Below are 26,762 nucleotides of genomic sequence, written 5' to 3'. Positions count from 1 at the left end.
ATGAGCAAGATCCTTATCCGCGGTGCGCAGGTCCTCGGCGACGGCGTCCAGGACGTCCTCGTCGACGGCGAGACCATCGCCGAGGTCGGCACCGGACTCTCCGCCGAGGGCGCGACCGTGATCGAGGCCGACGGCCAGATCCTGCTGCCCGGCCTGGTCGACCTCCACACCCACCTCCGCGAGCCCGGCCGCGAGGACTCCGAGACGGTCCTCACCGGCACCCGCGCCGCCGCCTCCGGCGGCTACACCGCCGTCTTCGCCATGGCCAACACCCACCCCGTCGCCGACACCGCCGGCGTCGTCGAGCAGGTCTGGCGCCTCGGCCAGGAGGCCGGCTACTGCGACGTCCAGCCCATCGGCGCCGTCACCGTCGGCCTGGAGGGCAAGAAGCTCGCCGAGCTCGGCGCCATGCACGACTCCGCCGCCGGCGTCACCGTCTTCTCCGACGACGGCAAGTGCGTCGACGACGCCGTGATCATGCGCCGCGCCCTGGAGTACGTGAAGGCCTTCGGCGGCGTCGTCGCCCAGCACGCCCAGGAGCCCCGCCTCACCGAGGGCGCCCAGATGAACGAGGGCATCGTCTCGGCGGAGCTGGGCCTCGGCGGCTGGCCCGCCGTCGCCGAGGAGTCGATCATCGCCCGCGACGTCCTCCTCGCCGAGCACGTCGGCTCCCGCGTCCACATCTGCCACCTCTCCACCGCCGGCTCCGTCGAGATCGTCCGCTGGGCCAAGTCCCGCGGCATCGACGTCACAGCCGAGGTCACCCCGCACCACCTCCTCCTCACGGACGAGCTGGTCCGCTCGTACAACCCGGTCTACAAGGTCAACCCGCCGCTGCGCACCGAGAAGGACGTCCTCGCCCTGCGCGAGGCGCTCGCCGACGGCACCATCGACATCGTCGCCACCGACCACGCCCCGCACCCGCACGAGGACAAGGACTGCGAGTGGGCCGCGGCCGCCATGGGCATGGTCGGCCTGGAGACCGCGCTCTCCGTCGTCCAGCAGACGATGGTCGAGACCGGCCTCCTCGACTGGGCCGGCGTCGCCGACCGGATGTCCTTCGCCCCGGCCCGCATCGGCGGGGCCAAGGGCCACGGACGGCCCGTCTCGGCAGGTGAGCCCGCGAACCTGACGCTGGTCGATCCGGCTTACCGTGGTGTCGTGGACCCCGCGGACTTCGCCTCCCGCAGCCGCAACACCCCCTACGAGGGCCGCGAGCTGCCGGGACGCGTCACCCACACCTTCCTGCGGGGCCGGGCAACGGTCGTGGACGGGAAGCTGGCGTGACACCACTCATCGCAATCGCCGCAGAGGCTGCCGAGCAGAAGTCGGCGGAGGTGACCGACTGGGCCGGGCGGCTCGGCTGGGTCGCCGGACTGCTCCTCTTCGTCGTCTTCGTCTACTGGCTCATGCGCCAGGGATGGAAATGGCGCGGCAGCCTCCAGTCGGACCTCCCCGAGCTGCCCACCGCGCCGGACACGACCGGCGAGGCGAGACTGACTCTCAGCGGGCGCTACCACGGGTCCACGACCGCCGGGCAGTGGCTCGACCGGATCGTCGCCCACGGCCTCGGCACCCGCAGCCGTGTCGAGCTCACGCTCACCGACGCCGGGATCGAGGTCGCACGCCCCGGGGCGAACGACTTCTTCGTCCCGGCCGATGCCCTGCGCGAGGCCCGCCTCGACAAGGGCATCGCAGGCAAGGTCCTCGCCGAGGGCGGGCTCCTGATCGTCACCTGGGAGCACGGTGGCAAGCAGCTCGACTCCGGCTTCCGCTCCGACCGGGCGGCCGAGCACACGGCCTGGGTCGAGGCCATCAACTCCATGAACGCCGTAACCACCACGACGGAAGGCATCGCACGATGACGACCTCCACCAGGGGAGCCGCCAAGGCTCCCGCCGTACTCGTCCTGGAGGACGGCCGCGCCTTCCGCGGCCGCGCCTACGGGGCCGTGGGGGAGACCTTCGGCGAGGCCGTGTTCTCCACCGGCATGACCGGCTACCAGGAGACCCTCACCGACCCGTCGTACCACCGCCAGGTCGTGGTCATGACCGCCCCGCACGTCGGCAACACCGGCGTCAACGACGAGGACCCCGAGTCCGGCCGCATCTGGGTCTCCGGCTACGTCGTCCGCGACCCCGCCCGCGTCTCCTCCAACTGGCGCGCGCAGCGCTCGCTGGACGAGGAGCTGGAGCGCCAGGGCGTCGTCGGCATCTCCGGCATCGACACCCGCGCCCTCACCCGCCACCTGCGCGAGCGCGGCGCCATGCGCGTCGGCATCTTCTCCGGCGACGCCCTCGCCGACGAGGCCGCCCTCCTGGCCAAGGTCCAGGCGCAGCCGCAGATGAAGGGCGCCAACCTCTCCGCCGAGGTCGCCACCAAGGAGACGTACGTCGTCCCCGCGATCGGCGAGAAGAAGTTCACGGTCGCCGCCGTCGACCTCGGCATCAAGGGCATGACCCCGCACCGGATGGCCGAGCGCGGCATCGAGGTCCACGTCCTGCCCGCCACCGCCACCGCCGAGGACATCTACGCGGTGGACCCGGACGGCGTCTTCTTCTCCAACGGCCCGGGCGACCCGGCCACCGCCGACGGCCCCGTCGCCGTCATGCAGGCGGTCCTGGAGCGCAAGACCCCGCTCTTCGGCATCTGCTTCGGCAACCAGATCCTCGGGCGCGCCCTCGGCTTCGGCACCTACAAGCTGAAGTACGGCCACCGCGGCATCAACCAGCCGGTCCAGGACCGCACCACCGGCAAGGTCGAGGTCACCGCGCACAACCACGGCTTCGCCGTCGACGCGCCCCTCGACAAGGTCTCGGACACCCCCTACGGGCGCGCCGAGGTCTCCCACGTCTGCCTGAACGACCAGGTCGTCGAAGGCCTCCAGCTGCTCGACCAGCCGGCCTTCTCCGTCCAGTACCACCCCGAGGCGGCCGCGGGCCCGCACGACGCCGCGTACCTCTTCGACCGCTTCGTATCCCTCATGGAGGCCGAGCGTGCCTAAGCGCACCGATATCCAGTCCGTCCTGGTCATCGGCTCCGGCCCGATCGTCATCGGCCAGGCCGCCGAGTTCGACTACTCCGGCACCCAGGCCTGCCGCATCCTCAAGGCCGAGGGCCTGCGGGTGATCCTGGTCAACTCCAACCCGGCCACGATCATGACCGACCCGGAGATCGCCGACGCCACGTACGTCGAGCCGATCACCCCCGAGTTCGTCGAGAAGATCATCGCCAAGGAGCGCCCCGACGCGCTCCTGCCCACCCTCGGCGGCCAGACCGCGCTCAACACCGCGATCTCCATGCACGAGCAGGGCGTCCTCGAGAAGTACGGCGTCGAGCTCATCGGCGCCAACGTCGAGGCCATCAACAAGGGCGAGGACCGCGACCTCTTCAAGGGCGTCGTCGAGGCCGTCAAGGCCAAGATCGGTTACGGCGAGTCCGCCCGCTCGGTCATCTGCCACTCCATGGACGACGTCATCAAGGGCGTCGAGACGCTCGGCGGCTACCCCGTCGTCGTCCGCCCGTCCTTCACCATGGGCGGTGCCGGCTCCGGCTTCGCCCACGACGAGGAGGAGCTGCGCCGCATCGCCGGCCAGGGCCTCACGCTCTCCCCGACCACCGAGGTGCTCCTGGAGGAGTCCATCCTCGGCTGGAAGGAGTACGAGCTGGAGCTCATGCGCGACAAGCACGACAACGTCGTGGTCGTCTGCTCCATCGAGAACTTCGACCCGATGGGCGTCCACACCGGTGACTCGATCACCGTCGCCCCGGCGATGACGCTCACCGACCGCGAGTACCAGCGGCTCCGCGACATCGGCATCGCGATCATCCGCGAGGTCGGCGTCGACACCGGCGGCTGCAACATCCAGTTCGCGATCGACCCGGTCGACGGCCGGATCATCGTCATCGAGATGAACCCGCGCGTCTCCCGCTCCTCGGCGCTCGCCTCCAAGGCGACCGGCTTCCCGATCGCCAAGATCGCGGCCCGTCTCGCCGTCGGCTACACGCTCGACGAGATCCCGAACGACATCACGGAGAAGACCCCGGCGTCCTTCGAGCCCACGCTCGACTACGTCGTCGTCAAGGCCCCGCGCTTCGCCTTCGAGAAGTTCCCGCAGGCCGACTCCACCCTCACCACCACCATGAAGTCGGTCGGCGAGGCCATGGCCATCGGCCGCAACTTCACCGAGGCGCTGCAGAAGGCCCTGCGCTCCCTGGAGAAGAAGGGCTCGCAGTTCACCTTCGTGGGCGAGCCCGGCGACAAGGCGGAGCTGCTGAGCGAGTCGGTCCGCCCGACCGACGGCCGCATCAACACCGTCATGCAGGCCATCCGCGCCGGCGCCACCCCGCAGGAGGTCTTCGACGCCACGAAGATCGACCCGTGGTTCGTCGACCAGCTCTTCCTGATCAAGGAGATCGCCGACGAGCTGACCGCCGCCGAGAAGCTCCACCCCGAGCTCCTCGCCGAGGCCAAGCGCCACGGCTTCTCCGACGCGCAGATCGCCGAGATCCGCGGCCTGCGCGAGGACGTCGTCCGCGAGGTCCGGCACGCCCTCGGCGTCCGCCCGGTCTACAAGACGGTCGACACCTGCGCCGCCGAGTTCGCCGCCAAGACCCCGTACTTCTACTCCTCGTACGACGAGGAGAGCGAGGTCGCCCCGCGCGACAAGCCCGCGGTGATCATCCTGGGCTCCGGCCCGAACCGCATCGGCCAGGGCATCGAGTTCGACTACTCCTGCGTCCACGCCTCCTTCGCCCTGAGCGACGCGGGCTACGAGACCGTGATGGTCAACTGCAACCCGGAGACCGTCTCGACGGACTACGACACCTCCGACCGCCTGTACTTCGAGCCGCTGACGCTGGAAGACGTGCTGGAGATCGTCCACGCCGAGACCCTCGCCGGCCCCGTCGCCGGTGTCGTCGTCCAGCTCGGCGGCCAGACCCCGCTGGGCCTGGCGCAGGCGCTCAAGGACAACGGCGTGCCGGTCGTCGGCACCTCCCCGGAGGCCATCCACGCCGCCGAGGACCGCGGCGCCTTCGGCCAGGTCCTCGCCGAGGCCGGCCTCCCCGCGCCGAAGCACGGCACCGCCACCACCTTCGCCGGTGCCAAGGCCATCGCCGACGAGATCGGCTACCCCGTCCTCGTACGCCCCTCGTACGTGCTCGGCGGCCGCGGCATGGAGATCGTGTACGACGAGGCCCGCCTGGAGTCGTACATCGCCGAGTCCACCGAGATCAGCCCCACCCGGCCGGTCCTGGTCGACCGCTTCCTCGACGACGCCATCGAGATCGACGTCGACGCGCTCTACGACGGCGAGGAGCTCTACCTCGGCGGCGTGATGGAGCACATCGAGGAGGCCGGCATCCACTCCGGCGACTCGGCCTGCGCCCTGCCCCCGATCACCCTCGGCGGCTTCGACATCAAGCGCCTGCGCGCCTCCACCGAGGCCATCGCCAAGGGCGTCGGCGTCCGCGGCCTGATCAACATCCAGTTCGCCATGGCCGGCGACATCCTCTACGTCCTGGAGGCCAACCCGCGCGCCTCCCGGACCGTCCCCTTCACCTCGAAGGCGACCGCCGTGCCGCTCGCGAAGGCCGCCGCCCGCATCTCGCTGGGCGCCACCATCGCCGAGCTGCGCGCCGAGGGCCTGCTCCCGAAGAACGGCGACGGCGGCACCCTGCCGCTCGACGCGCCGATCTCCGTCAAGGAGGCCGTCATGCCGTGGTCGCGCTTCCGCGACGTGCACGGCCGCGGCGTCGACACCGTCCTCGGCCCGGAGATGCGCTCCACCGGCGAGGTCATGGGCATCGACGCGGTCTTCGGCACGGCCTACGCCAAGTCGCAGGCCGGCGCCTACGGCCCGCTGCCCACCAAGGGCCGCGCGTTCATCTCCGTCGCCAACCGCGACAAGCGCTCGATGATCTTCCCGGCCCGCGAGCTCGTCGCCCACGGCTTCGAGCTGCTCGCCACCTCCGGCACCGCCGAGGTCCTCAAGCGCAACGGCATCAACGCCACGGTCGTCCGCAAGCTCAGCGAGGGCGAGGGCCCGAACGGCGAGAAGACCATCGTCCAGCTCATCCACGACGGCCAGGTCGACCTGATCGTCAACACCCCGTACGGCACCGGCGGCCGCCTCGACGGCTACGAGATCCGTACGGCCGCGGTGGCGCGCAGCGTCCCGTGCCTCACCACGGTCCAGGCGCTCGCCGCGGCCGTCCAGGGCATCGAGGCGCTCGGCCACGGCGACGTGGGCGTCCGCTCGCTCCAGGAGCACGCGGAGCACCTGACCGCGGCCCGCGACTAGCAGCCCGTACGAGGAGGGGGACACCGGCAGCACCTGCGGTGTCCCCCTCGTCATGAGCACACCTGGACGACAGACACATGTACAAGTTCTTCTTCAACCTGGTCTTCAAGCGGATGGACCCCGAGCAGGCCCACTACATGGCCTTCCGGTGGATCCGGCTCGCCGCTCGCACTCCGGTCCTGCGCACCTTCGTCGCGGCCGTCCTCGCGCCCCGGTACAAGGAGCTGCGCACCGAGGCCCTCGGCCTGCGCATGCACGGGCCCTTCGGCCTCGCCGCCGGCTTCGACAAGAACGCGGTCGCCATCGACGGCATGTCGATGCTCGGCTTCGACCACGTCGAGATCGGCACCGTCACCGGCGAGGCCCAGCCCGGCAACCCCAGGAAGCGGCTCTTCCGGCTCGTCCCGGACCGCGCCCTGATCAACCGCATGGGCTTCAACAACGAGGGCTCCGCCGCCGTCGCCGCGCGCCTGGGCGCCCGCAGGGCGGTCTTCCGGACGACCGTCGGCGTCAACATCGGCAAGACCAAGGTCGTCCCCGAGGCCGAAGCCGCCGCCGACTACGTGAAGTCCACCGAGCGCCTCGCCGCGCACGCCGACTACCTCGTCGTCAACGTCTCCTCCCCGAACACCCCCGGCCTGCGCAACCTCCAGGCCACCGAGTCCCTGCGCCCGCTCCTCACCGCCGTCCGCGAGGCCGCCGACCGCACGGTCACCGACCGCCGCGTCCCCCTCCTGGTCAAGATCGCCCCCGACCTGGCCGACGAGGACGTCGACGCGGTCGCCGACCTCGCCCTGGAGCTCGGCCTCGACGGCATCATCGCCACCAACACCACCATCGCGCGCGAGGGCCTCGGCCTGACGTCCGACCCCGCGCTGGTCAAGGAGACCGGCGGCCTGTCCGGCGCGCCCGTCAAGGAGCGCTCCCTGGCCGTCCTGCGCCGCCTCCACGCGCGCGTGGGCGACCGCCTGGTCCTGGTGGGCGTCGGCGGCATCGAGAACGCGGAGGACGCCTGGCAGCGCATCCTCGCCGGCGCCACCCTCGTCCAGGGCTACAGCGCCTTCATCTACGAGGGCCCGTTCTACGCCCGCGCGATCCACAAGGGCCTGGCCGCGCGCCTCGCGGCCTCCCCGTACGCCACCCTCGCCGAGGCCGTCGGCGCCGACCACCGAAAGGCCGCCCAGTGACCCTCTCCTTCGGCACCCGCCTGCGCCACGCGATGGACGAGCGCGGCCCGCTCTGCGTGGGCATCGACCCGCACGCCGCCCTGCTCGACTCCTGGGGCCTGAACGACGACATCTCCGGCCTGGAGAGCTTCACCTTCACCGTCGTCGAGGCCCTCGCCGAGCACGTGGCCGTCTTCAAGCCGCAGTCGGCCTTCTTCGAGCGCTTCGGCTCCCGCGGCATCGCGGTCCTGGAGCGGGCCACGGCCGATCTGCGGGCGTCGGGCGGCCTGGTCGTCATGGACGCCAAGCGCGGCGACATCGGCTCCACGATGGCCGCGTACGCGGAGACCTTCCTGCACAAGGACTCCCCGCTCTTCTCCGACGCGCTGACGGTCTCCCCGTACCTCGGCTACGGCGCCCTGAAGCCGGCCGTCAACCTGGCGCGGGAGTCCGGCGCCGGCCTCTTCGTGCTGGCCCTCACCTCCAACCCGGAGGGCGCGGAGGTCCAGCGGGCGGTCCGCGAGGACGGCCGCACCATCGGCGCGACGATGCTCGCCCACCTCGCCGAGGAGAACGCGGGGGAGACCCCGATGGGCTCCTTCGGCGCGGTCGTCGGCGCCACCCTCGGCGATCTGTCCTCCTTCGACCTGGACATCAACGGGCCGCTCCTCGCCCCCGGCATCGGCGCCCAGGGCGCGACCCCCGCCGACCTCCCCGCCGTCTTCGGCGCGGCGGTCGGCAACGTCGTCCCGAACGTCAGCCGCGGGGTCCTCCGGCACGGTCCCGACGTGGCCGCCCTGCGGGACTCGGCTCACCGCTACGCGGACGAGATCCGGGCGGCCGTCGCCGGCTGACGGGTCTCCCGGACAATCCGCAGGTCGGAGGGGACGGGTCGGCCGATGGTGAGCCGTCTCACCACTTGACGAAAACTTGGCTCAAAACCGGGTCGTTATGCCGGAAAAGTCCTGGTCGGTCGATGCTGACCAGGACTTTTCCGCTGTTCTCGCTGACTGGAGCGGCCTCGGCCGCTAGTCTCCGGGGCAGAGCAGGCGTTCAACGGCCACTCCGTTGCGCGTTGCTCCACTGGTGTGGGGCGTCAGGTTCCTCACCGGTCCGTATCCGACAGATCGACATCCGAGGTGACGTAGGCGTGGCTCTTCCGCCCCTTACCCCTGAACAGCGCGCAGCCGCGCTCGAAAAGGCCGCCGCGGCTCGCCGGGAGCGGGCCGAGGTCAAGAATCGACTCAAGCACTCCGGCGCTTCCCTCCACGAGGTCATCAAGACGGGCCAGGAGAACGACGTCATCGGCAAGATGAAGGTCTCCGCGCTCCTTGAGTCCCTGCCCGGCGTCGGCAAGGTCCGTGCCAAGCAGATCATGGAGCGACTCGGCATCTCCGAGAGCCGCCGGGTGCGCGGTCTCGGCTCCAACCAGATCGCCTCCCTGGAGCGCGAGTTCGGCAGCACGGGCGCCTGATCGGCGACCGGACCGGCTTCCGATCCGGGACACGCGTCCCGGGCATGCCGGTAAAGCTGGAATAATCGCTGCATGGCAGCAGAGGTACGTCCGCGGCTGACCGTGCTCTCCGGCCCCTCAGGGGTCGGCAAGAGCACGGTCGTCGCTCATATGCGCAAGGTCCACCCCGAGGTCTGGCTCTCGGTGTCGGCGACGACACGGAAGCCCCGCCCCGGCGAGAAGCACGGCGTCCACTACTTCTTCGTCGCGGACGACGAGTTCGACAAGCTGATCGCCAACGGTGAGCTCCTCGAGTGGGCCGAGTTCGCGGGCAACCGCTACGGCACCCCGCGCGGCGCCGTCCTGGAGCGGCTGGACTCGGGAGAGCCCGTGCTCCTGGAGATCGACCTCCAGGGCGCCCGCCAGGTGAAGGACTCCATGCCGGAGTCCCAGCTGGTCTTCCTGGCCCCGCCCAGCTGGGAGGAACTGGTCCGCCGGCTCACCGGCCGCGGCACCGAGTCGCCCGAGGTCATCGCGCGCCGCCTGGAGGCCGCGAAGGTCGAGCTGGCCGCCGAGTCGGAGTTCGACACCACGCTCGTCAACACCTCCGTCGAGGACGTCGCACGCGAGCTGCTAACGTTGATGAACGTTGTCTGATCTTTTTTCCATCTTCGGAAGGTAGAGCGTGTCCTCTTCCATCACCGCGCCCGAGGGCATCATCAACCCGCCGATCGACGAGCTGCTCGAGGCCACGGACTCGAAGTACAGCCTCGTGATCTACGCGGCCAAGCGCGCGCGTCAGATCAACGCGTACTACTCCCAGCTCGGCGAGGGCCTGCTGGAGTACGTGGGTCCGCTGGTCGACACCCACGTCCACGAGAAGCCGCTCTCGATCGCCCTGCGCGAGATCAACGCGGGTCTGCTGACGTCCGAGGCCATCGAGGGCCCCGCGACCTGAGCACGTAGCGTGTAACGCTTGTCACCACAGGCCCGGCGGACCATCCGCCGGGCCTGTGGTGTCTCATGGAGTCGTACGCATCCGAGTGCGGGGAGTCGTGGAAGTCGTGTCCGAGCCGAAGGTCGTCCTGGGCGTGAGCGGCGGCATCGCCGCCTACAAGGCGTGCGAGCTGCTCCGTCGGCTCACCGAGTCGGGCCACGACGTGCGCGTCGTCCCCACCGACTCCGCACTGCACTTCGTCGGCGCGGCGACCTGGTCCGCGCTCTCCGGGAACCCCGTGTCCACCGAGGTGTGGGACTCCGTCCACGAGGTCCCGCACGTGCGGATCGGCCAGGCCGCCGACCTCGTCGTCGTCGCCCCCGCCACCGCCGACATGCTCGCCAAGGCCGCCCACGGCCTCGCCGACGACCTGCTCACCAACACGCTGCTGACCGCGCGCTGTCCGGTCGTCTTCGCCCCCGCCATGCACACCGAGATGTGGGAGCACCCGGCGACCCAGGAGAACGTGGCCACCCTGCGCGGGCGCGGCGCCGTCGTCATCGAGCCCGCCGTCGGCCGCCTCACCGGCGTCGACACCGGCAAGGGCCGCCTCCCGGACCCGGCGGAGATCTTCGAGGTCTGCCGCAGGATCCTGGCCCGCGGTGACGCCGCCCCCGATCTCGTGGGCCGCCACGTCGTCGTCAGCGCCGGCGGCACCCGCGAGCCCCTCGACCCCGTCCGCTACCTCGGCAACCGCTCCTCCGGGAAGCAGGGCTACGCCCTCGCGAAGGCGGCCGCCGCGCGCGGCGCCCGGGTCACCCTCGTGGAGGCGAACACCGGGATCGCGGACCCGGCCGGGGTCGACGTGGTCCACGTCGGCACCGCCGTGCAGCTCCGCGAGGCGGTGCTCAAGGCCGCCGCCGATGCCGACGCGGTCGTGATGGCCGCCGCCGTCGCCGACTTCCGCCCGGCCGTGTACGCCCCCGGCAAGATCAAGAAGACGGACGACGGGGGCGCGCCCACCATCGAGCTCGTCCGGAACCCCGACATCCTCGCCGAGCTGTCCGCCGACCGCGCCCTGCCCGGCCAGGTCGTCGTCGGCTTCGCCGCCGAGACCGACGACGTCCTCGCCAACGGGCGCGCGAAGCTCCGCCGGAAGGGCTGCGACCTGCTCGTCGTCAACGAGGTGGGGGAGCGCAAGACCTTCGGCTCCGAGGAGAACGAGGCTGTCGTCCTCGCGTCGGACGGCGCCGAGACCCCCGTCCCGTACGGGCCGAAGGAAGCGCTCGCGGAGACGGTCTGGGACCTGGTCCTGCCGCGGCTGCGCCCCGCGACCTGACGGATCCGGCCGTCCCCGCCGTGGGCCGTTCGGGGGGCGTGACGGCGCTCCACGGAGGCGCGAAACACCTCCTCGCGGGTGATTTACGCCCCATCCCGGTGGGCACGTCTGCCTTGCCCGAGGCCGGTTCCGCCCGTCCACGGGCATTCGCCAGTCGAGACACCTGGTCCATTGTCCGACCACGACCGATAGACTGTTCGTGGAACGTCGCGGGGCGCAGCCCCCTGCCGGTCCGCGTCACGAGTAGCCAGCAGCCGCTGCAACCCCAGGGAGCGTTGTGTCCCGTCGTCTGTTCACCTCGGAGTCCGTCACCGAGGGTCACCCCGACAAGATCGCTGACCAGATCAGCGACACCATCCTCGACGCACTGCTGCGCGAGGACCCCACGTCGCGCGTCGCCGTGGAGACGCTGATCACCACCGGCCTGGTGCACGTCGCCGGTGAGGTCACCACGAAGGCGTGGGCGGACATCCCCACCCTCGTCCGGAACAAGATCCTCGAGATCGGCTACGACTCCTCGAAGAAGGGCTTCGACGGCGCCTCCTGCGGCGTGTCGGTGTCCATCGGATCGCAGTCCCCGGACATCGCCCAGGGCGTGGACACCGCGTACGAGTCGCGGGTCGAGGGGGCCTCCCGTGGGGACGAGGATGACGAGCTCGACAAGCAGGGCGCCGGCGACCAGGGCCTGATGTTCGGCTACGCGTCGGACGAGACCCCCGAGCTGATGCCGCTGCCGATCCACATCGCGCACCGCCTCTCCCGGCGTCTCACCGAGGTCCGCAAGAACGGGACCATCCCGTACCTGCGCCCCGACGGCAAGACCCAGGTCACCATCGAGTACGACGGCGACAAGGCCGTCCGCCTCGACACGGTCGTGGTCTCCTCGCAGCACGCCTCGGACATCGACCTCGAGTCGCTGCTCGCGCCCGACATCCGCGAGTTCGTCGTCGAGCACGTCCTGAAGCAGCTCGTCGAGGACGGCATCAAGCTCGACACCGACGGCTACCGCCTGCTCGTGAACCCGACCGGCCGCTTCGAGATCGGCGGCCCGATGGGCGACGCCGGCCTCACCGGTCGCAAGATCATCATCGACACCTACGGCGGCATGGCCCGTCACGGTGGCGGTGCCTTCTCCGGCAAGGACCCGTCCAAGGTCGACCGCTCGGCCGCCTACGCCATGCGCTGGGTCGCCAAGAACGTCGTCGCCGCCGGCCTCGCCGCGCGCTGCGAGGTCCAGGTCGCCTACGCGATCGGCAAGGCCGAGCCCGTCGGTCTCTTCGTCGAGACCTTCGGCACCAACACCGTCGAGAACGAGAAGATCGAGAACGCCATCGCCGAGGTCTTCGACCTCCGCCCGGCCGCGATCATCCGCGACCTCGACCTGCTCCGCCCGATCTACTCCCAGACCGCCGCCTACGGCCACTTCGGCCGTGAGCTGCCGGACTTCACCTGGGAGCGCACCGACCGCGTGGACGCCCTGAAGCAGGCCGCCGGCCTGTAGTCCCAGGCCTGAGGCGTCGGAGCCCGGTACCCCGTGGGGGTGCCGGGCTCCGGTCATGTCCGGCTGTCGGTGGCGTCTGGTAGGTATGGGGCTGTGAGCAGCGAGAACGAGAAGTCCGACGAACCCGAGCAGCTCGCGCTCATCCGGGAGACCGTACGGAGCGCGAAGGTGCCGCGGGCCAAGCCGCGGACCTGGCGCGGGGCCGCGCTGGCCAAGGAGCTGCCGGTCGCGCGGGTCGTCGTGAACAAGGGCGCGCTCCACCTCGACCAGTTCTTCGACTACGCGGTCCCCGAGGAGCTCGACGAGACCGCCCGGCCCGGGGTCCGGGTCCGGGTGCGGTTCGGGGCGGGCGCCCACCAGGTGCGGGGCGGCCGGCGCGAGGGCGGCCGGCTCATCGACGGGTTCCTCGTGGAGCGGCGCGCCGAGTCGGACTACTCCGGGGCGCTCGCCGCGCTCGCCGACGTCGTCTCGCCGGAACCGGTGCTCGGACCGGAGCTGCTCGGGCTGGCCCGGGCCGTCGCCGACCGGTACGCGGGGAGCCTCGCCGACGTCCTCCAGCTCGCCGTCCCCCCGCGCAACGCGACCGCCGAGCGCAAGCCCTCGCCCGAGCCGCTGCCGCCGCCCGCGGCGCCGGAGCCCGGGAGCTGGACGCGGTACGAACGCGGTCCCGCGTTCCTGGACTCCCTCGCGCGCGGGGGGGCGCCCAGGGCCGTGTGGAACGCGCTGCCGGGGCCCTACTGGGCCGAGGAGATCGCCCGGGCCGTCGCCGCGACGCTCGCCTCCGGACGGGGCGCGCTCGTCGTCGTCCCCGACGGGCGGGCCGCCGGCCGGGTCGACGCGGCCCTGACCGAGGTCCTGGGGGCGGGGCGGCACGCGGTGCTCACCGCCGAAGCCGGCCCCGAGAAGCGGTACGCGCAGTGGCTCGCCGTGCGGCGCGGCGCCGTACGGGCCGTCGTCGGCACCCGGGCCGCGATGTTCGCCCCCGTGCGCGACCTCGGTCTCACCGTCATCTGGGACGACGGCGACGGCAGCCACAGCGAGCCGCACGCCCCCCAGCCGCACGCGCGCGAGGTGCTGCTGCTGCGCGCCGCCCACGACCGCTGCGCCTTCCTCCTCGGCTCCACCGGCTGCACCGTCGAGGCCGCCCAGCTCGTCGAGTCCGGCTGGGCCCAGGCGCTGAACGCCGGACGCGAGCAGGTCCGCAGGGCCGCCCCGCTGATCCGGACCGTCGGCGACGGCGAACTCGCCCGGGACGAGGCCGCGCGGGCCGCCCGGCTGCCCTCGCTGGCCTGGCAGGCCGTACGGGAGGGGCTCAAGACCGGGCCGGTGCTCGTGCAGGTCCCCCGCCGGGGGTACGTGCCGAGGCTGGCCTGCGAGCGCTGCCGCACGCCCGCCCGCTGCCGGCACTGCGCCGGGCCCCTGGAGGCCCCCGAGCAGCAGGAGCTGCGGTGCGGCTGGTGCGGCCGCGGCGCCCCCGACTGGCACTGCGTCGAGTGCGGCTCGACCCGGCTGCGGGCCCAGGTGGTCGGCGCCCGGCGGACCGCGGAGGAGCTCGGCCGGGCGTTCCCCGCCGTGCCGGTACGGACCTCCGGCCGCGACCACGTCCTGGACAGCGTCCCCGGGCGCCCCGCGCTCGTCGTCTCCACCCCCGGCGCCGAGCCCGTAGCCGAGGGCGGCTACGCGGCCGCGCTGCTCCTCGACGGCTGGGCGCTGCTCGGCCGCCCCGACCTGCGCGCGGGCGAGGAGGCGCTGCGCCGCTGGATCGACGCGGCCTCGCTGGTCCGCGGACAGGCCGAGGGCGGCACCGTGGTCGTCGTCGCCGAACCGACCCTCCGGCCGGTCCAGGCGCTCGTTCGCTGGGACCCGGTCGGGCACGCCCGGCGGGAGCTGGCCGAGCGGGCCGAGCTTGGCTTCCCGCCGGTCTCCCGGATGGCCGCCGTGACCGGGCCGCCGGAGGCCGTCGAGGGCTTCCTCGCCGCGGCCGGGCTCCCGGCCGACGCCGAGATCCTGGGGCCCGTCCCGCTGCCCGTCGTCCGCCCCGGCGGGCCGCGCAGACCAGGCGATCCGCCGCCGGGGGAGCAGTGGGAGCGGGCCCTGGTCCGGGTGCCGCCGGGCAGCGGCGCGGCCCTGGCGGCCGCACTGAAGCAGGCCCGGGCGGCGCGCCTCGCGCGCGGTGGCGGGGATCCGGTGCGGATCCGGGTGGACCCGCCGGACATCGGCTGACGGGGCCGCCCGCGGACACGCGAACGGCCGCCCGTCCCCGGAAGGGGCGGGCGGCCGTCGACGGTCGTCCGGTGGGTCAGCCGTTGCGCGGGCCGGGGAAGGCCGGCGGGCGGGGGTCCTCGCGGAGGGTGGCACTGCCCGAAGTGGGCTGCGGCGGCATCGAACGGGCCGCGGGGACCGAGGGGAGCGTGCGGGTCGTGCCCGGCTCCACCACATGGTCCTGGTCCACGGCCGCCGCGCCCGGCTGGGGCGCGCGCCGGGCGCCGTAACGGCGGTGGACGGCCTGCTTGGTGACCCCGAGCGCGGAACCCACCGCGTCCCAGGAGAATCCGAGGGAGCGGTCGAAGTCGACCGCAGCGGTCACCAGGGTCTCGACACTGTCCCGCAGCTCCTGGGCGAGACGTACGGTCGGGGCGGGCGCGCGCCCGTAGACGACGAAGCCCGTCGACGGGCCGGAGCGGCGAGGGCGGTAGACATTGCCCAGCTGGGCCGTGAGCGTGCGCAGTGCGTCCACCTGCCGCCGGACCCGCTCGATGTCCCGCACCAACAGATGCAGACTTGCCCGGGCTTGGGCGTCGTGGGTTGCGTGGTCGGCCATGTGAAAGCCTCTCGAACCGGCGTTTAAGGGGCGGGCCGCCGAGGGGGGAACAGCGGCCCGATTCGGTCAATCTCTCTTGACCAACGCGCCACCGGGAGTTGGGTCACGCTGCGGGGGCGTAGACGCATATGCGCGGGGCGCTCGACCTTCCGTACGCCCCCTTCTCTCCGGGACGCCTAGACTGGTGCGCTGCTCGCAACGCCCCCGGAGAGACAGGCAGTCGCCACCCATGAAGCTCGTCTTCGCAGGCACCCCCGAGGTCGCCGTTCCCGCCCTGGACGCCCTGCTCGCCTCCGGGCGGCACGAGGTGGCCGCCGTGGTCACCCGGCCGGACGCCCCGGCGGGCCGCGGCCGGCGGCTCGTCGCCAGCCCGGTGGCCCAGCGGGCGGAGGAGGCCGGGATCGAGGTCCTGAAGCCGGCCAGGCCCCGCGACGAGGACTTCCTCGCCCGGCTGCGGGAGATCGCGCCGGACTGCTGCCCGGTCGTCGCGTACGGCGCGCTGCTGCCCAAGGTCGCCCTCGACATCCCCGCCCGGGGCTGGGTCAACCTGCACTTCTCGCTGCTGCCCGCCTGGCGCGGCGCGGCGCCCGTGCAGCACTCCCTGATGGCCGGCGACCAGGTGACGGGCGCCTCCACCTTCCTCATCGAGGAGGGCCTCGACTCCGGCCCGGTCTACGGCGTCGTGACCGAGGACATCCGCCCGACCGACACCAGCGGCGACCTCCTCACCCGGCTCGCGTTCGCGGGCGCCGGACTGCTCGCCGCGACCATGGACGGCATCGAGGACGGCACGCTCCAGGCCGTCCCGCAGCCGGTCGAGGGCATCACGCTCGCCCCGAAGATCCAGGTCGAGGACGCCCACGTCGACTTCGCCGCCCCCGCGCTCCGCGTGGACCGCGTGGTCCGCGGCTGCACCCCGGCCCCCGGCGCCTGGACGGTCTTCCGCGGCGAGCGCCTCAAGCTGATCCAGGTCACCCCCCTCCCGGACCGCACCGGCCTGGCCCCGGGCGAGCTCGCGGTGGGCAAGAACAACGTGTACGCGGGCACCGGCTCGTACGCCGTGGAACTGCTCTGGGTCCAGCCCCAGGGCAAGAAGCCGATGAAGGCCGCCGACTGGGCCCGCGGCGTCCGCATCGCGCCGGGGGAGCGGCTGGGGGCGTAGGCGCAGGGCGGGGGCCTGGGGCGCAGGGCGCGGGCGGCTCCACGGGCGACGTAGGCTGAGAGGGTTCGACCTTCTTCATTTCGTCACGCGGAGCACCTTTGAGCGAGCAGGCACGTCGTCGTCCCCCCAAGCCCTACCGGCGGCCCCAGAAGGACCCCGTCCGGATGCTCGCCTTCGAGGCGCTGAGGGCGGTGGACGAGCGGGACGCCTACGCGAACCTGGTGCTGCCGCCGCTGCTGCGGAAGGCCCGTGAGAAGGGCGACTTCGACGGTCGGGACGCCGCGCTGGCGACCGAGCTCGTCTACGGGACGCTCCGCCGGCAGGGCACGTACGACGCGATCATCTCGGCCTGCATCGACCGGCCGCTCCGCGAGGTCGACCCGCCCGTGCTCGACGTGCTGTCGCTCGGCGCGCACCAGCTGCTCGGGACGCGGATCCCCACGCACGCCGCCGTCTCCGCCAGCGTCGAGCTCGCGCGCGTGGTGCTCGGCGACGGGCGCGCCAAGTTCGTGAACGCCGTGCTGCGGAAGATCTCGCAGCAGGACCTCGACGCCTGGGTCGAGCAGGTCGCCCCGCCGTACGAGGACGACGCCGAGGACCACCTCGCCGTCGTCCACTCGCACCCCCGCTGGGTCGTCTCGGCGCTCTGGGACTCTCTCGGCGGCGGCCGCGCCGGCATCGAGGACCTCCTGGAGGCGGACAACGAGCGCCCCGAGGTCACCCTCGTCGCCCGCCCCGGCCGCTCCACCACCGAGGAGCTGGCCGGCGTCACCGAGACCCTCCCGGGCCGCTGGTCGCCGTACGCCCTGCGGATGGCCGAGGGCGGCGAGCCCGGCGCCATCGAGGCCGTCAAGGAGGGCCGGGCCGGCGTCCAGGACGAGGGCAGCCAGCTCGTCGCGATCGCCCTCGCCAACGCACCCGTGGAAGGTGCCGACGCCCGCTGGCTCGACGGCTGCGCGGGCCCCGGTGGCAAGGCCGCCCTGCTCGCCGCCCTCGCGGCCGAACGCGGCGCCTTCCTGCTCGCCTCCGAGAAGCAGCCGCACCGCGCCCGCCTCGTCGAGCGCGCCCTGGCCGGCAACCCCGGCCCGTACCAGGTGATCGCCGCCGACGGCACCCGCCCGCCGTGGCGCCCCGGCTCCTTCGACCGCGTCCTCGTCGACGTGCCGTGCTCGGGCCTCGGCGCCCTCCGCCGCCGCCCCGAGGCCCGCTGGCGCCGCCGCCCCGAGGACCTGGACGGCTTCGCCCCGCTCCAGCGCGCGCTGCTGACCGAGGCGCTGAGCGCGGTCCGCGTGGGAGGCGTGGTGGGGTACGCCACCTGCTCGCCGCACCTCGCCGAGACCCGCGTGGTCGTCGACGACGTCCTGAAGAAGGTCGGCGGCGCCGAGCTGATCGACGCCCGCCCGCTGCTGCCCGGCGTCCCGGCGCTCGGCGACGGCCCGGACGTCCAGCTGTGGCCGCATCTGCACGGTACGGACGCCATGTACCTGGCGCTGCTGCGCAGGACCGCCTGACGGGCGGGCCCGACCCTTCGATCGTCTGACCGTAATCTCCCGGTCCCTCCCGGTCCCGGTCTCGTCGCTTCGTACCGAAATTGGTCTGGACCGGATTCGAAACCGCTGAGCGGCAAAGAAGTGCCCAAGAACGTGGGAGGCTTGGCACATGGCGCAGATCAACCCCAGCATCCTGTCCGCGGACTTCGCCCGGCTCGCCGATGAGGCGAAGGCCGTCGGCGGTGCCGACTGGCTGCACGTCGACGTGATGGACAACCACTTCGTGCCCAACCTGACGCTGGGCGTCCCGATCGTGGAGTCGCTGGCCCGGGCGACGGACACCCCGCTCGACTGCCACCTGATGATCGAGGACCCCGACCGCTGGGCCCCGCAGTACGTCGAGGCGGGCGCCGGCTCGGTGACCTTCCACGTCGAGGCGGCCGCCGCGCCGGTGCGGCTCGCGCGGGAGATCCGGGCCAAGGGGGCCAGGGCGTCGATGGCGCTCAAGCCGGCCACGCCGATCGAGCCGTACGAGGACCTGCTCCCCGAGCTCGACATGCTGCTCATCATGACGGTCGAGCCCGGCTTCGGCGGCCAGGCCTTCCTCGACATCATGCTTCCCAAGATCCGCCGGACCCGGGAACTGATCTCCAAGCACGGTCTGGAGCTCTGGCTCCAGGTCGACGGCGGGGTCGCCGAGTCCACGATCGAGCGGTGCGCCGAGGCCGGCGCCGACGTCTTCGTCGCGGGCTCCGCGGTGTACGGAGCGGCGGATCCGGCCGCGGCCGTCGCCTCGCTCCGGGCCCGCGCGGAGGCCGCGACCGCCTCCGCCGCGTGGGCGTGTGGCCACTGAGCCTCCGGCGGATGAACGCGGTCCGTCGGGCCGCCGACAGGACTGATCAAGGCCCGCCGTTTCTGACAGGATGAACGGCGAGCCAGAGTGTGAACGACAGCCGTACGTGAACAGCGGTACGTGAACAGCAGTGAGGAGATCGCGGTGGCCGGTATGTCGGCGGGACGGTCGGCCCTGCGGATGGGTCCCGCGGAGCTGGTGCAGGCGGCGGCGATGGCCCGCCGCTTCTACCTCGAGGGCAAGTCCAAGATCCAGATCGCCGAGGAGTTCGGCGTGAGCCGCTTCAAGGTGGCCCGGGTCCTGGAGACGGCCCTGGAGCGCGACCTCGTGCGGATCGAGATCCGCGTGCCGGCCGAGCTGGACGCCGAGCGCTCCGACGCGCTCCGCGCCCGCTACGGGCTCCGCCACGCCGTCGTCGTCGAGTCCCCGGCCGAGGGCGACGACGAGTCGCCCGACCCGGAGAACCTCGGCGAGGTCGCGGCCGACCTGCTCGGCGAGCTCGTCACCGAGGGCGACGTCCTCGGCCTGGCCTGGGGCCGCTCCACCATCCACATGGCGGCCGCCCTCGACCGGCTGCCGCCCTGCACCGTCGTCCAGCTCACCGGCGTGTACGACGCCGGGACCGCCGAGCGCGGCTCCGTCGAGGCCGTCCGGCGCGCCGCCCAGGTCTCGGGCGGCGAGGCCCACCCCATCTACGCGCCCATGCTGCTGCCCGACCCGGCCACCGCGGCCGCGCTCCGCAGCCAGACCGGCATCGCGCGGGCCTTCGAGTACTTCGACAAGGTCACCGTCGCCTGCGTCTCCATCGGCTCCTGGGAGCCGGGCATCTCGACCGTCCACGACATGCTCTCCGACGCCGAGCGCGCCCACTACGCCTCGCTCGGCGTCGCCGCCGAGATGTCCGCGCACCTCTTCGACAGCGAGGGGCGCCGGGTCGGCCGCGACCTGGGCGAGCGCTGCATCACCGTCGAGGCGGACCGGCTGCGCCGGATCCCCGAGGTCGTGGCCATCGCCGGCGGCCAGCGCAAGGCCGCGGCGATCGGCGCGGTGCTCCGCTCCGGGCTCGTCACCAGCCTGGTCACCGACCGCGCCGCGGCGGACTACCTGCTGACCGAGTCGAGCCCGGGCACGCACCCGGCGCTCGACCGGAAGGACCCCGACGGCAGCTGAGCGCCGCACGCCAGGAGGGGCCGGAGCCATCCCGTAACGGTATGTTCGGGGCATGTCGCTCCGGCCCCTGCGCGTGCTCCTCGCGCTCGTCCTCGCGGTCTTCCTCGCCGGGTGCTCCTCGGCGAGCGGCGGCGGGACCGGCACCGCCACCCCCGCCCGCACCACCGTGGCCGCCGCGCCCACCGGCACCTCCGGGCTGCCCACCGTGCGCGCGGCGGACCTGCCGCCCGAGGCGCGGAAGACGCTCGCCCTCATCGCGCGCGGCGGCCCCTTCCCGTACGCCAAGGACGGCACCGTCTTCTCGAACTTCGAGCGCGTCCTGCCCCGCGAGGCGCGTGGCTACTACCACGAGTACACCGTGAAGACCCCCGGCGAACGCGACCGGGGAGCGCGCCGGATCGTCACCGGACGGAACGGCGAGACCTACTACACCGACGACCACTACGAGACCTTCCGGGAGGTGGTCACGGATGAGGCTTGACGACCCCGTCGTCCTCGACCTGACCGGAGTCGTGGACAAGGCCGCGCTCATGGACCGGTGCGCCGGCACGCTCGCGCTGCCCGACTGGTTCGGCCGCAACTGGGACGCCCTCGCCGACTGCCTCACCGACCTGCCGGAGCCGGTCACCCTCGTCGTCACCGGCTGGCAGGAGTACGCCAGGACGCGCCCGCGTGAGTGGGGAACCGCCCAGGAGGTCTTCGCCACGGCGGTCGAGGAACGCCCCACACGCCTCTCGGTGCTCCTCGCCCTGGGGGAGTATTCGGACGATCCGACGAAGCCCCTGCCGCAAGCCTCGGATGATTAGCCCGGGGCTGGTATTCGTACAGGCGTGGGACAATGAACTACGTGCTTTTTCCCCTGGCTGAAATGCCTAGGGGCCGATCCGAACGACTGGGATGTCAGCACGTGCGTTTCCTCAATGACGTCAAGCCGCCCTACGACCTGACGTACGACGATGTGTTCATGGTGCCGAGCCGCTCGGCCGTCGGCTCCCGCCAGGCCGTGGACCTCTCCTCGCCCGACGGGACCGGGACGACCATCCCGCTCGTCGTCGCCAACATGACCGCCATCGCCGGCCGCCGGATGGCCGAGACCGTCGCCCGCCGCGGCGGCCTGGTGGTCATCCCGCAGGACATCCCGATCGAGGTCGTCACCGACGTCATCTCGTGGGTGAAGAGCCGCCACCACGTGCTGGACACCCCGATCGTCCTGGAGCCGCACCAGACGGTCGCCGACGCGCTCTCCCTGCTGCCGAAGCGCGCCCACGACGCCGGTGTCGTCGTCGACGAGAACCGCCGCCCGGTGGGCGTCGTCACCGACGCGGACCTCTCCGGCGTGGACCGCTTCACCCAGCTGTCCGAGGTCATGTCCAAGGACCTGCTCCTCCTGGACGCCGACATCGACCCGCGCGAGGCCTTCAACACCCTCGACGCCGCCAACCGCCGCTACGCCCCGGCCGTGGACTCCGACGGGAAGCTCGTCGGCATCCTCACCCGCAAGGGCGCCCTGCGCGCGACCCTCTACAGCCCGGCCGTCGACAAGAACGGCCACCTGCGGATCGCCGCGGCCGTCGGCATCAACGGCGACGTGGCCGGCAAGGCCAAGCAGCTCCTCGACGCGGGCGTCGACACGCTCGTCATCGACACCGCGCACGGCCACCAGGAGTCGATGATCTCCGCGATCCGCACCGTGCGGGCGCTCGACCCGCAGGTCCCGATCGTCGCGGGCAACATCGTCGCCGCCGAGGGCGTCAAGGACCTCATCGAGGCGGGCGCCGACATCATCAAGGTCGGCGTGGGCCCCGGTGCCATGTGCACCACCCGCATGATGACCGGCGTCGGCCGGCCGCAGTTCTCCGCCGTGCTGGAGTGCGCCGCCGAGGCGAAGAAGTACGGCAAGCACGTCTGGGCCGACGGCGGTGTCCGTCACCCGCGCGACGTCGCCATGGCGCTCGCCGCCGGCGCGTCCAACGTGATGATCGGCTCCTGGTTCGCCGGGACGTACGAGTCCCCGGGCGACCTCCAGCACGACGCCAAGGGGCGCGCGTACAAGGAGTCCTTCGGCATGGCCTCGGCCCGCGCCGTCCGGAACCGGACCTCCGACGAGTCCTCCTACGACCGCGCCCGCAAGGCGCTGTTCGAGGAGGGCATCTCGACCTCGCGCATGTTCCTCGACCCGCAGCGTCCGGGCGTCGAGGACCTGATCGACTCGATCATCGCGGGCGTGCGGTCCTCCTGCACCTACGCGGGTGCCGCGTCGCTCGCCGAGTTCGAGGAGAAGTCGGTGGTCGGCATCCAGTCCGCCGCCGGCTACGCCGAGGGCAAGCCGCTGCACGCCAGCTGGAGCTAGCCTCCTGCCGTACGGCGTGGGCCCCGGGAGATCTCTCCCGGGGCCCACGCCCGTTGTGGGCATGCGCCCGTCGGGGGGTCACCCCGGCCCGTCGTGGGGCGTCAGGCGGGCGGGGGGAACACCTCTCGGAGGGCCACCGTCACCGCGCGAGCCAGCCGCGCGTGCCCCGCGTCGTTCGGGTGCAGCCCGTCCGCGAGGTGTTCCGGGCCGAGCAGTGGGCGGCCCGGGAGGACGCTCAGGTGCCGGTCGCCCTCGGCGGCGAGGTCCCGTCCCGCCCTCTCCATCGCCCGGCGCAGCTCCGTGAGCGTGGCCCCGAGGGCGTTGCGGGTGTGTTCGGCCTCCGGCCGCAGGACCGGCGAGACGATCAGGAGCGGGGTCTGCGGGTGGCCCCGGCGGACCAGGCCGACGAAGGCGCGGAGGGTCGCGTAGAGCCAGTCGGGCGTGGCGGGCACCCGGGACCAGCAGTTGGTGCCGAAGGCGAGGGTGATCAGATCGCCCGGGAGCCGCGCCAGGTGCTCGGCGAGGGGCAGCTCGCCCCTGGCCCCGCCGGCGTACCCCAGGTTCACCGGGTCGAGGCCGAGGAGCCGTCCCGCCGTGGCGGGCCAGGAGTGGGCCGGGCGGGTCGCCCACCAGCCCTCGGTGATGGAGTCGCCGTGGACGAGCCAGCGGGGCCGGGCCGGGGCGGGGCGTAGGAAGCCCCCGACGGCCCGCAGGGCGACCGGCACGGGCGCCTGGCCCTCCGGGAGGTGGACGGTGAACTCACCGCCGCACGGAGGCAGCGGGAGCCTCACGACGGCTTCCCGCGCCGGAGCCGCGCAGGTCTCGCCCACGAGCCGCGTGCCCTGCCAGAGCGCGAAGCAGTGCCGCAGCGCGCGCAGGGGGTCGTCGGACGCGGGGACGGCCGCCCGGTAGCGCAGCTCCACCGCGCGCGTGCCGGGTGCGGCCGTGAACTCGATCCGTACGCCGATGGGCAGCGCGGCCCGCTCGGCGATGTCCCACGGCAGCCGTTCGAGGTCGTCGGGATCGGCGCGGACGGGCCGGTCCCCGTCCAGCCAGGCGGTGCCGCGCAGGAACGGTGCCGGGTCGAGCCAGTGCACCGGGGCCTCCGATCGTGGGGCGGTGAGGGGCTCGCAGCGTCGGTCATCGGGCATGAGGAGTCCATACGCGTGCGCGTGCCGGTTCACACCCCGATGTGTCGATTCATGCGGGGGAGCGCAATGTTCACCCGTCTGTGCCCGAAGCGCGCAATGATCATCCGCCACTGCGCAACAACCCTGCATTACGACTGCGAACCTCCGCCCCTTAGGCTCGTGCCCCGTACCAGGAGTGGCGGCGACCGCCTGCTCGGCGGTTTCCGTCCCCCGTGGGCCTGCTTCGGCATGCCCTCGTACCGCCGCGGTCGCCTCCGCCCCCACAGGCAGCGATAAGGAGCCTCCGCAGTGCTGGATCAAGGCGCAGCCCCGCCGGTCGACGACTCGACCACCCCGAAGACCTCCGCTCTCGCCGCACTCGTCCGGCGCAAGCCGGTGGAACGCCTGGTCGAAGAGGGTGGCCAGGGTGAGGGCGGCAGTCTTCGCCGCTCGCTCTCGATGTGGCAGCTGACCATGATCAGCATCGGTGCCACCCTCGGCACGGGCATCTTCGTCGTCCTCGGTGGCGCCGTCCCGAAGGCCGGCCCCGCCGTCACGATCGCCTTCGTCATCGCCGGCCTCACGGCCCTGTTCTCGGCGCTCTCGTACGCCGAGCTGGCGGGCTCCATCCCGGTCGCGGGGTCCTCGTACTCGTACGCGTACGCAACGATGGGCGAACTCGTCGCCTGGGTCTGCGGCTGGTGTCTGGTCCTGGAGTACGGCGTCTCCGTCGCCGCCGTGGCCGTCGGCTGGGGCGAGTACCTGAACGAGCTGCTCGACGGGACCATCGGCGTCACCATCCCCGACGCGCTCTCCTCGGCCCCGGGCGAGGGCGGCTACATCAACCTGCCCGGTCTGATCGTCGTTCTGCTCGCGATGGTCTTCCTGCTCGGCGGCGCCCGCGAGTCCGCCGTGGTCAACACGATCATGGTCGTGGTGAAGATCGCCGCGCTCGCCCTCTTCTGCGCGATCGGCTTCATGGGCTTCAAGTCCGGCAACTACAAGGACTTCATGCCGCTCGGCATGACCGGCGTCGGCGCCGCGAGCGCCAGCCTCTTCTTCTCGTACATCGGTTTCGACGCCGCCTCCACGGCCGGCGAAGAGGCGAAGAACCCCAAGCGCGACCTGCCCCGCGCGATCATGCTCTCGCTGCTCATCGTCACCGTCCTCTACGTCCTGGTCGCCGCCGTCGCGGTCGGGGCGTGGGACTGGAAGGAGTTCGAGGGCTCCGAGGCCACGCTCGCGGCGATCATGAACGACGTCACGGGCCAGACCTTCTGGGGCACGATGCTCGCCGCCGGCGCGGTCATCTCCATCGCCAGCGTCGTCCTCACCGTGCTCTACGGCCAGACCCGCATCCTCTTCGCCATGTCCCGCGACGGCCTGGTCCCCAAGGTCTTCGGCAAGGTCAGCGGCAAGACCGGTACCCCGCGCGTGAACACGGTCATCGTGTCGCTCTTCTGCGCCGTCCTGGCCTCGGTCGTCCCGCTCTTCAAGCTCGTCGACGCCACCAGCATCGGGACGCTCTTCGCCTTCGGCCTGGTCAACATCGCGGTCATCGTGCTCCGCTACACCCGCCCCGACATGCCGCGCACCTTCAAGGTGGCCCTCGGGCCGGTCTTCCCGATCCTCGGCCTGGGCTTCTGCGTCTACAACATGTTCGGCCTCGACGCCATCACCTGGACGTACTTCGGTTGCTGGATGGCCGCCGGGCTCGTGTTCTACTTCCTGTACGGCATTCGCCGCTCCCGACTGGCATCCGAACAGAAGTGATCCACCCGTAGTGCGACTCAACGACCTCGACGAACGCATCGTCCACGCCCTCGCGGAAGACGCCCGCCGCAGCTACGCCGACATCGGCTCGCTCGTCGGACTCTCCGCGCCCGCCGTGAAGCGGCGCGTGGACCGGCTCCGGGCCGAGGGCGCCATCACCGGATTCACCGTACGGGTGGACCCGGCGGCGCTCGGCTGGGAGACCGAGGGGTTCGTCGAGATCTACTGCCGCCACAACACCTCGCCGGACGACATCCGGCGAGGTCTGGAGCGGTACCCCGAGGTGGTGTCCGCGTCGACCGTCACCGGTGACGCGGACGCCGTCGTCCAGGTCTTCGCCTCGGACATGCGCCACTTCGAACGCGTCCTGGAACGCATCGCCGGCGAGCCCTTCGTGGAGCGCACCAAGTCCGTCCTGGTTCTCTCGCCGCTGCTGCGGCGCTTCTCCTCGGGCTCGCCCGCGTAACCCCCCGGGGGCACGGGCGGCCGGGCCGGTGCGGGCCGTGGTTCCCGCACCGGCCCCCGCCCACCCCCGTGGGGCGGTCTACTCGGTCGGGTAGTCGAGCTGCCAGGGCACCACCTTGAAGTCACCGGTGCCGGGCAGCACCTTCTCGAACGGCGCCGCGCTCAGGCACGGCGGGACCTCCAGGTTCGTGTCGCGCCCGACCCAGCTGTAGCCCAGGCGGTCGTGCTTCCCGTCGTCGTGCACCGAGACGCCGACCCGCTTGTTCCGGAAGGCGTCCACGTCGGTCTCGATCACCTCGCCCGTCACCACGGCCACCTTGCCGCCCGTGGTGAGGCAGTCGACCTTCGCCACCGCGTACCCGCCCTTCCCGTCCTTGTAGTGGCTGAAGCGGAAGGTGCCGGTCGCGGCCTGCGGGTCCTGGTTGTCCTTCGACGCCAGGTGCGCGTCGAAGCTGAACGTGATGTCGTCCCCGGCCGGCCGGTAGAGCTTGGCCGTCCCGGTCAGCGCGGCGGCCTCCCGGACGCCGTGGGCCCCGTGCCCGCCGTCCCCTCCCGAGGCGACGGCGACGCCCCCGGCCCCCAGGGTCAGCAGAACGGCGGCGGATACGGCGACGATCTTCGTACGGCGGTTCATCGTGGTCCCTTTCGGCAGGTCGTCCGGGGGTCTTCCGGACGACCACCACTCTTCCGCGCGGACCGTGCCCGGGCGTCGCGCCGCAGGACGGTCCTCGTCTCCGCCGCGCGGCGGGGAAGCCGTACGCCCCCGGGCGGAGCCGTACGCAACGAATCGACGCTCCGGCCGTCGATCGCGCAACGGTTCGACGGTCGGTCCGCAACGCTGCCGCCT

24 protein-coding genes are annotated in these 26,762 nt (G+C 72.4%); 21 read left to right on the top strand and 3 right to left on the bottom strand.

What is annotated here, in order from left to right; all coding sequences use genetic code 11:
• The 12 genes from ACN9MM_RS07580 to ACN9MM_RS07525 all read left to right on the top strand — a co-directional run bounded on the left by ACN9MM_RS07580 (position 1) and on the right by ACN9MM_RS07525 (position 14,924).
• A complete protein-coding gene (locus tag ACN9MM_RS07580; RefSeq protein ID WP_426362919.1) occupies positions 1–1,287 on the top strand; it encodes a dihydroorotase in 1,287 nt (428 codons plus the stop codon).
• Positions 1,284–1,865, top strand: coding sequence for a hypothetical protein (locus tag ACN9MM_RS07575; RefSeq protein ID WP_426362918.1), 582 nt, complete (start codon positions 1,284–1,286; stop codon positions 1,863–1,865). The genes ACN9MM_RS07580 and ACN9MM_RS07575 overlap by 4 nt, the downstream gene beginning before the upstream one ends.
• Complete coding sequence (carA, locus tag ACN9MM_RS07570; protein ID WP_426362917.1) at positions 1,862–3,004, top strand: glutamine-hydrolyzing carbamoyl-phosphate synthase small subunit; 1,143 nt, start codon at positions 1,862–1,864, stop codon at positions 3,002–3,004. The genes ACN9MM_RS07575 and carA overlap by 4 nt, the downstream gene beginning before the upstream one ends.
• The gene (carB, locus tag ACN9MM_RS07565) at positions 2,997–6,305 is read left to right on the top strand and encodes a carbamoyl-phosphate synthase large subunit (RefSeq protein ID WP_426362916.1); all 3,309 of its coding nucleotides are present in this window, start codon (positions 2,997–2,999) and stop codon (positions 6,303–6,305) included. The genes carA and carB overlap by 8 nt, the downstream gene beginning before the upstream one ends.
• 77 nt (positions 6,306–6,382) lie before the next feature.
• Positions 6,383–7,492: a quinone-dependent dihydroorotate dehydrogenase gene (locus ACN9MM_RS07560; RefSeq protein ID WP_426362915.1), complete on the top strand. Its 1,110-nt coding sequence runs from the start codon at positions 6,383–6,385 to the stop codon at positions 7,490–7,492.
• Positions 7,489–8,325: an orotidine-5'-phosphate decarboxylase gene (pyrF, locus tag ACN9MM_RS07555; protein ID WP_426362914.1), complete on the top strand. Its 837-nt coding sequence runs from the start codon at positions 7,489–7,491 to the stop codon at positions 8,323–8,325. Before ACN9MM_RS07560 ends, pyrF begins: the two co-directional genes overlap by 4 nt.
• A 296-nt stretch (positions 8,326–8,621) precedes the next feature.
• Positions 8,622–8,945 (top strand): integration host factor, encoded by a 324-nt coding sequence (locus tag ACN9MM_RS07550; protein ID WP_030204477.1) that lies wholly within the window; start codon positions 8,622–8,624, stop codon positions 8,943–8,945.
• 72 nt (positions 8,946–9,017) lie between these two features.
• Positions 9,018–9,581: a guanylate kinase gene (gene gmk / locus ACN9MM_RS07545; RefSeq protein ID WP_426362913.1), complete on the top strand. Its 564-nt coding sequence runs from the start codon at positions 9,018–9,020 to the stop codon at positions 9,579–9,581.
• Between the two features lie 28 nt (positions 9,582–9,609).
• Positions 9,610–9,882: a DNA-directed RNA polymerase subunit omega gene (gene rpoZ, locus ACN9MM_RS07540; protein ID WP_030316319.1), complete on the top strand. Its 273-nt coding sequence runs from the start codon at positions 9,610–9,612 to the stop codon at positions 9,880–9,882.
• Between the two features lie 106 nt (positions 9,883–9,988).
• The gene (coaBC, locus tag ACN9MM_RS07535; protein WP_426362912.1) at positions 9,989–11,200 is read left to right on the top strand and encodes a bifunctional phosphopantothenoylcysteine decarboxylase/phosphopantothenate--cysteine ligase CoaBC; all 1,212 of its coding nucleotides are present in this window, start codon (positions 9,989–9,991) and stop codon (positions 11,198–11,200) included.
• A 277-nt stretch (positions 11,201–11,477) separates the two neighbouring features.
• Positions 11,478–12,701 carry a methionine adenosyltransferase gene (gene metK / locus ACN9MM_RS07530; RefSeq protein WP_382868388.1) on the top strand — a complete coding sequence of 408 codons (1,224 nt, stop codon included), beginning with the start codon at positions 11,478–11,480 and terminating at the stop codon, positions 12,699–12,701.
• 93 nt (positions 12,702–12,794) lie between these two features.
• On the top strand, positions 12,795–14,924 hold the full coding sequence (locus ACN9MM_RS07525) for a primosomal protein N' (RefSeq protein WP_426362911.1): 2,130 nt from the start codon (positions 12,795–12,797) through the stop codon (positions 14,922–14,924).
• 76 nt (positions 14,925–15,000) lie between these two features.
• On the opposite strand, the gene ACN9MM_RS07520 is transcribed toward ACN9MM_RS07525, so the two are convergent.
• Complete coding sequence (locus tag ACN9MM_RS07520; RefSeq protein ID WP_382868386.1) at positions 15,001–15,522, bottom strand: hypothetical protein; 522 nt, start codon at positions 15,520–15,522, stop codon at positions 15,001–15,003.
• Positions 15,523–15,751: 229 nt separating this feature from the next.
• On the opposite strand from ACN9MM_RS07520, the gene fmt reads away from it, so the two are divergent.
• The 7 genes from fmt to ACN9MM_RS07485 all read left to right on the top strand — a co-directional run bounded on the left by fmt (position 15,752) and on the right by ACN9MM_RS07485 (position 22,547).
• Positions 15,752–16,684 (top strand): methionyl-tRNA formyltransferase, encoded by a 933-nt coding sequence (gene fmt / locus ACN9MM_RS07515; protein WP_426362910.1) that lies wholly within the window; start codon positions 15,752–15,754, stop codon positions 16,682–16,684.
• A 98-nt stretch (positions 16,685–16,782) separates the two neighbouring features.
• Entirely contained in the window at positions 16,783–18,195 is a 1,413-nt protein-coding gene (locus ACN9MM_RS07510) for an RsmB/NOP family class I SAM-dependent RNA methyltransferase (RefSeq protein ID WP_426362909.1), read from the top strand.
• 148 nt (positions 18,196–18,343) lie between these two features.
• Positions 18,344–19,027, top strand: coding sequence for a ribulose-phosphate 3-epimerase (gene rpe / locus ACN9MM_RS07505; RefSeq protein ID WP_041128223.1), 684 nt, complete (start codon positions 18,344–18,346; stop codon positions 19,025–19,027).
• Positions 19,028–19,147: 120 nt separating this feature from the next.
• Positions 19,148–20,197 carry a sugar-binding transcriptional regulator gene (locus ACN9MM_RS07500; RefSeq protein ID WP_383792364.1) on the top strand — a complete coding sequence of 350 codons (1,050 nt, stop codon included), beginning with the start codon at positions 19,148–19,150 and terminating at the stop codon, positions 20,195–20,197.
• Positions 20,198–20,249: 52 nt separating this feature from the next.
• Entirely contained in the window at positions 20,250–20,678 is a 429-nt protein-coding gene (locus ACN9MM_RS07495; RefSeq protein WP_352021720.1) for a ribonuclease domain-containing protein, read from the top strand.
• Positions 20,668–21,003 (top strand): barstar family protein, encoded by a 336-nt coding sequence (locus tag ACN9MM_RS07490; RefSeq protein WP_426362908.1) that lies wholly within the window; start codon positions 20,668–20,670, stop codon positions 21,001–21,003. The genes ACN9MM_RS07495 and ACN9MM_RS07490 overlap by 11 nt, the downstream gene beginning before the upstream one ends.
• Before the next feature lie 101 nt (positions 21,004–21,104).
• Complete coding sequence (locus tag ACN9MM_RS07485) at positions 21,105–22,547, top strand: GuaB1 family IMP dehydrogenase-related protein (protein ID WP_426362907.1); 1,443 nt, start codon at positions 21,105–21,107, stop codon at positions 22,545–22,547.
• 101 nt (positions 22,548–22,648) lie between these two features.
• Here the strand turns inward: ACN9MM_RS07485 and ACN9MM_RS07480 are convergent, their stop codons facing one another.
• Complete coding sequence (locus ACN9MM_RS07480) at positions 22,649–23,698, bottom strand: GDSL-type esterase/lipase family protein (RefSeq protein ID WP_426362906.1); 1,050 nt, start codon at positions 23,696–23,698, stop codon at positions 22,649–22,651.
• Positions 23,699–23,986: 288 nt separating this feature from the next.
• Here ACN9MM_RS07480 and ACN9MM_RS07475 point away from each other — a divergent pair, with 288 nt between their 5' ends.
• Positions 23,987–25,450: an amino acid permease gene (locus ACN9MM_RS07475; protein ID WP_426362905.1), complete on the top strand. Its 1,464-nt coding sequence runs from the start codon at positions 23,987–23,989 to the stop codon at positions 25,448–25,450.
• Positions 25,451–25,460: 10 nt separating this feature from the next.
• Positions 25,461–25,916 (top strand): Lrp/AsnC family transcriptional regulator, encoded by a 456-nt coding sequence (locus ACN9MM_RS07470; protein WP_015032260.1) that lies wholly within the window; start codon positions 25,461–25,463, stop codon positions 25,914–25,916.
• A 78-nt stretch (positions 25,917–25,994) separates the two neighbouring features.
• On the opposite strand, the gene ACN9MM_RS07465 is transcribed toward ACN9MM_RS07470, so the two are convergent.
• Entirely contained in the window at positions 25,995–26,549 is a 555-nt protein-coding gene (locus ACN9MM_RS07465) for a Repetin (RefSeq protein ID WP_426362904.1), read from the bottom strand.
• Positions 26,550–26,762 lie beyond the last annotated feature (213 nt).

This window comes from Streptomyces sp. E-08 (assembly GCF_049913095.1).
Lineage (GTDB): Bacteria > Actinomycetota > Actinomycetes > Streptomycetales > Streptomycetaceae > Streptomyces.
This window is presented reverse-complemented; position numbering and strand designations above follow the sequence as displayed.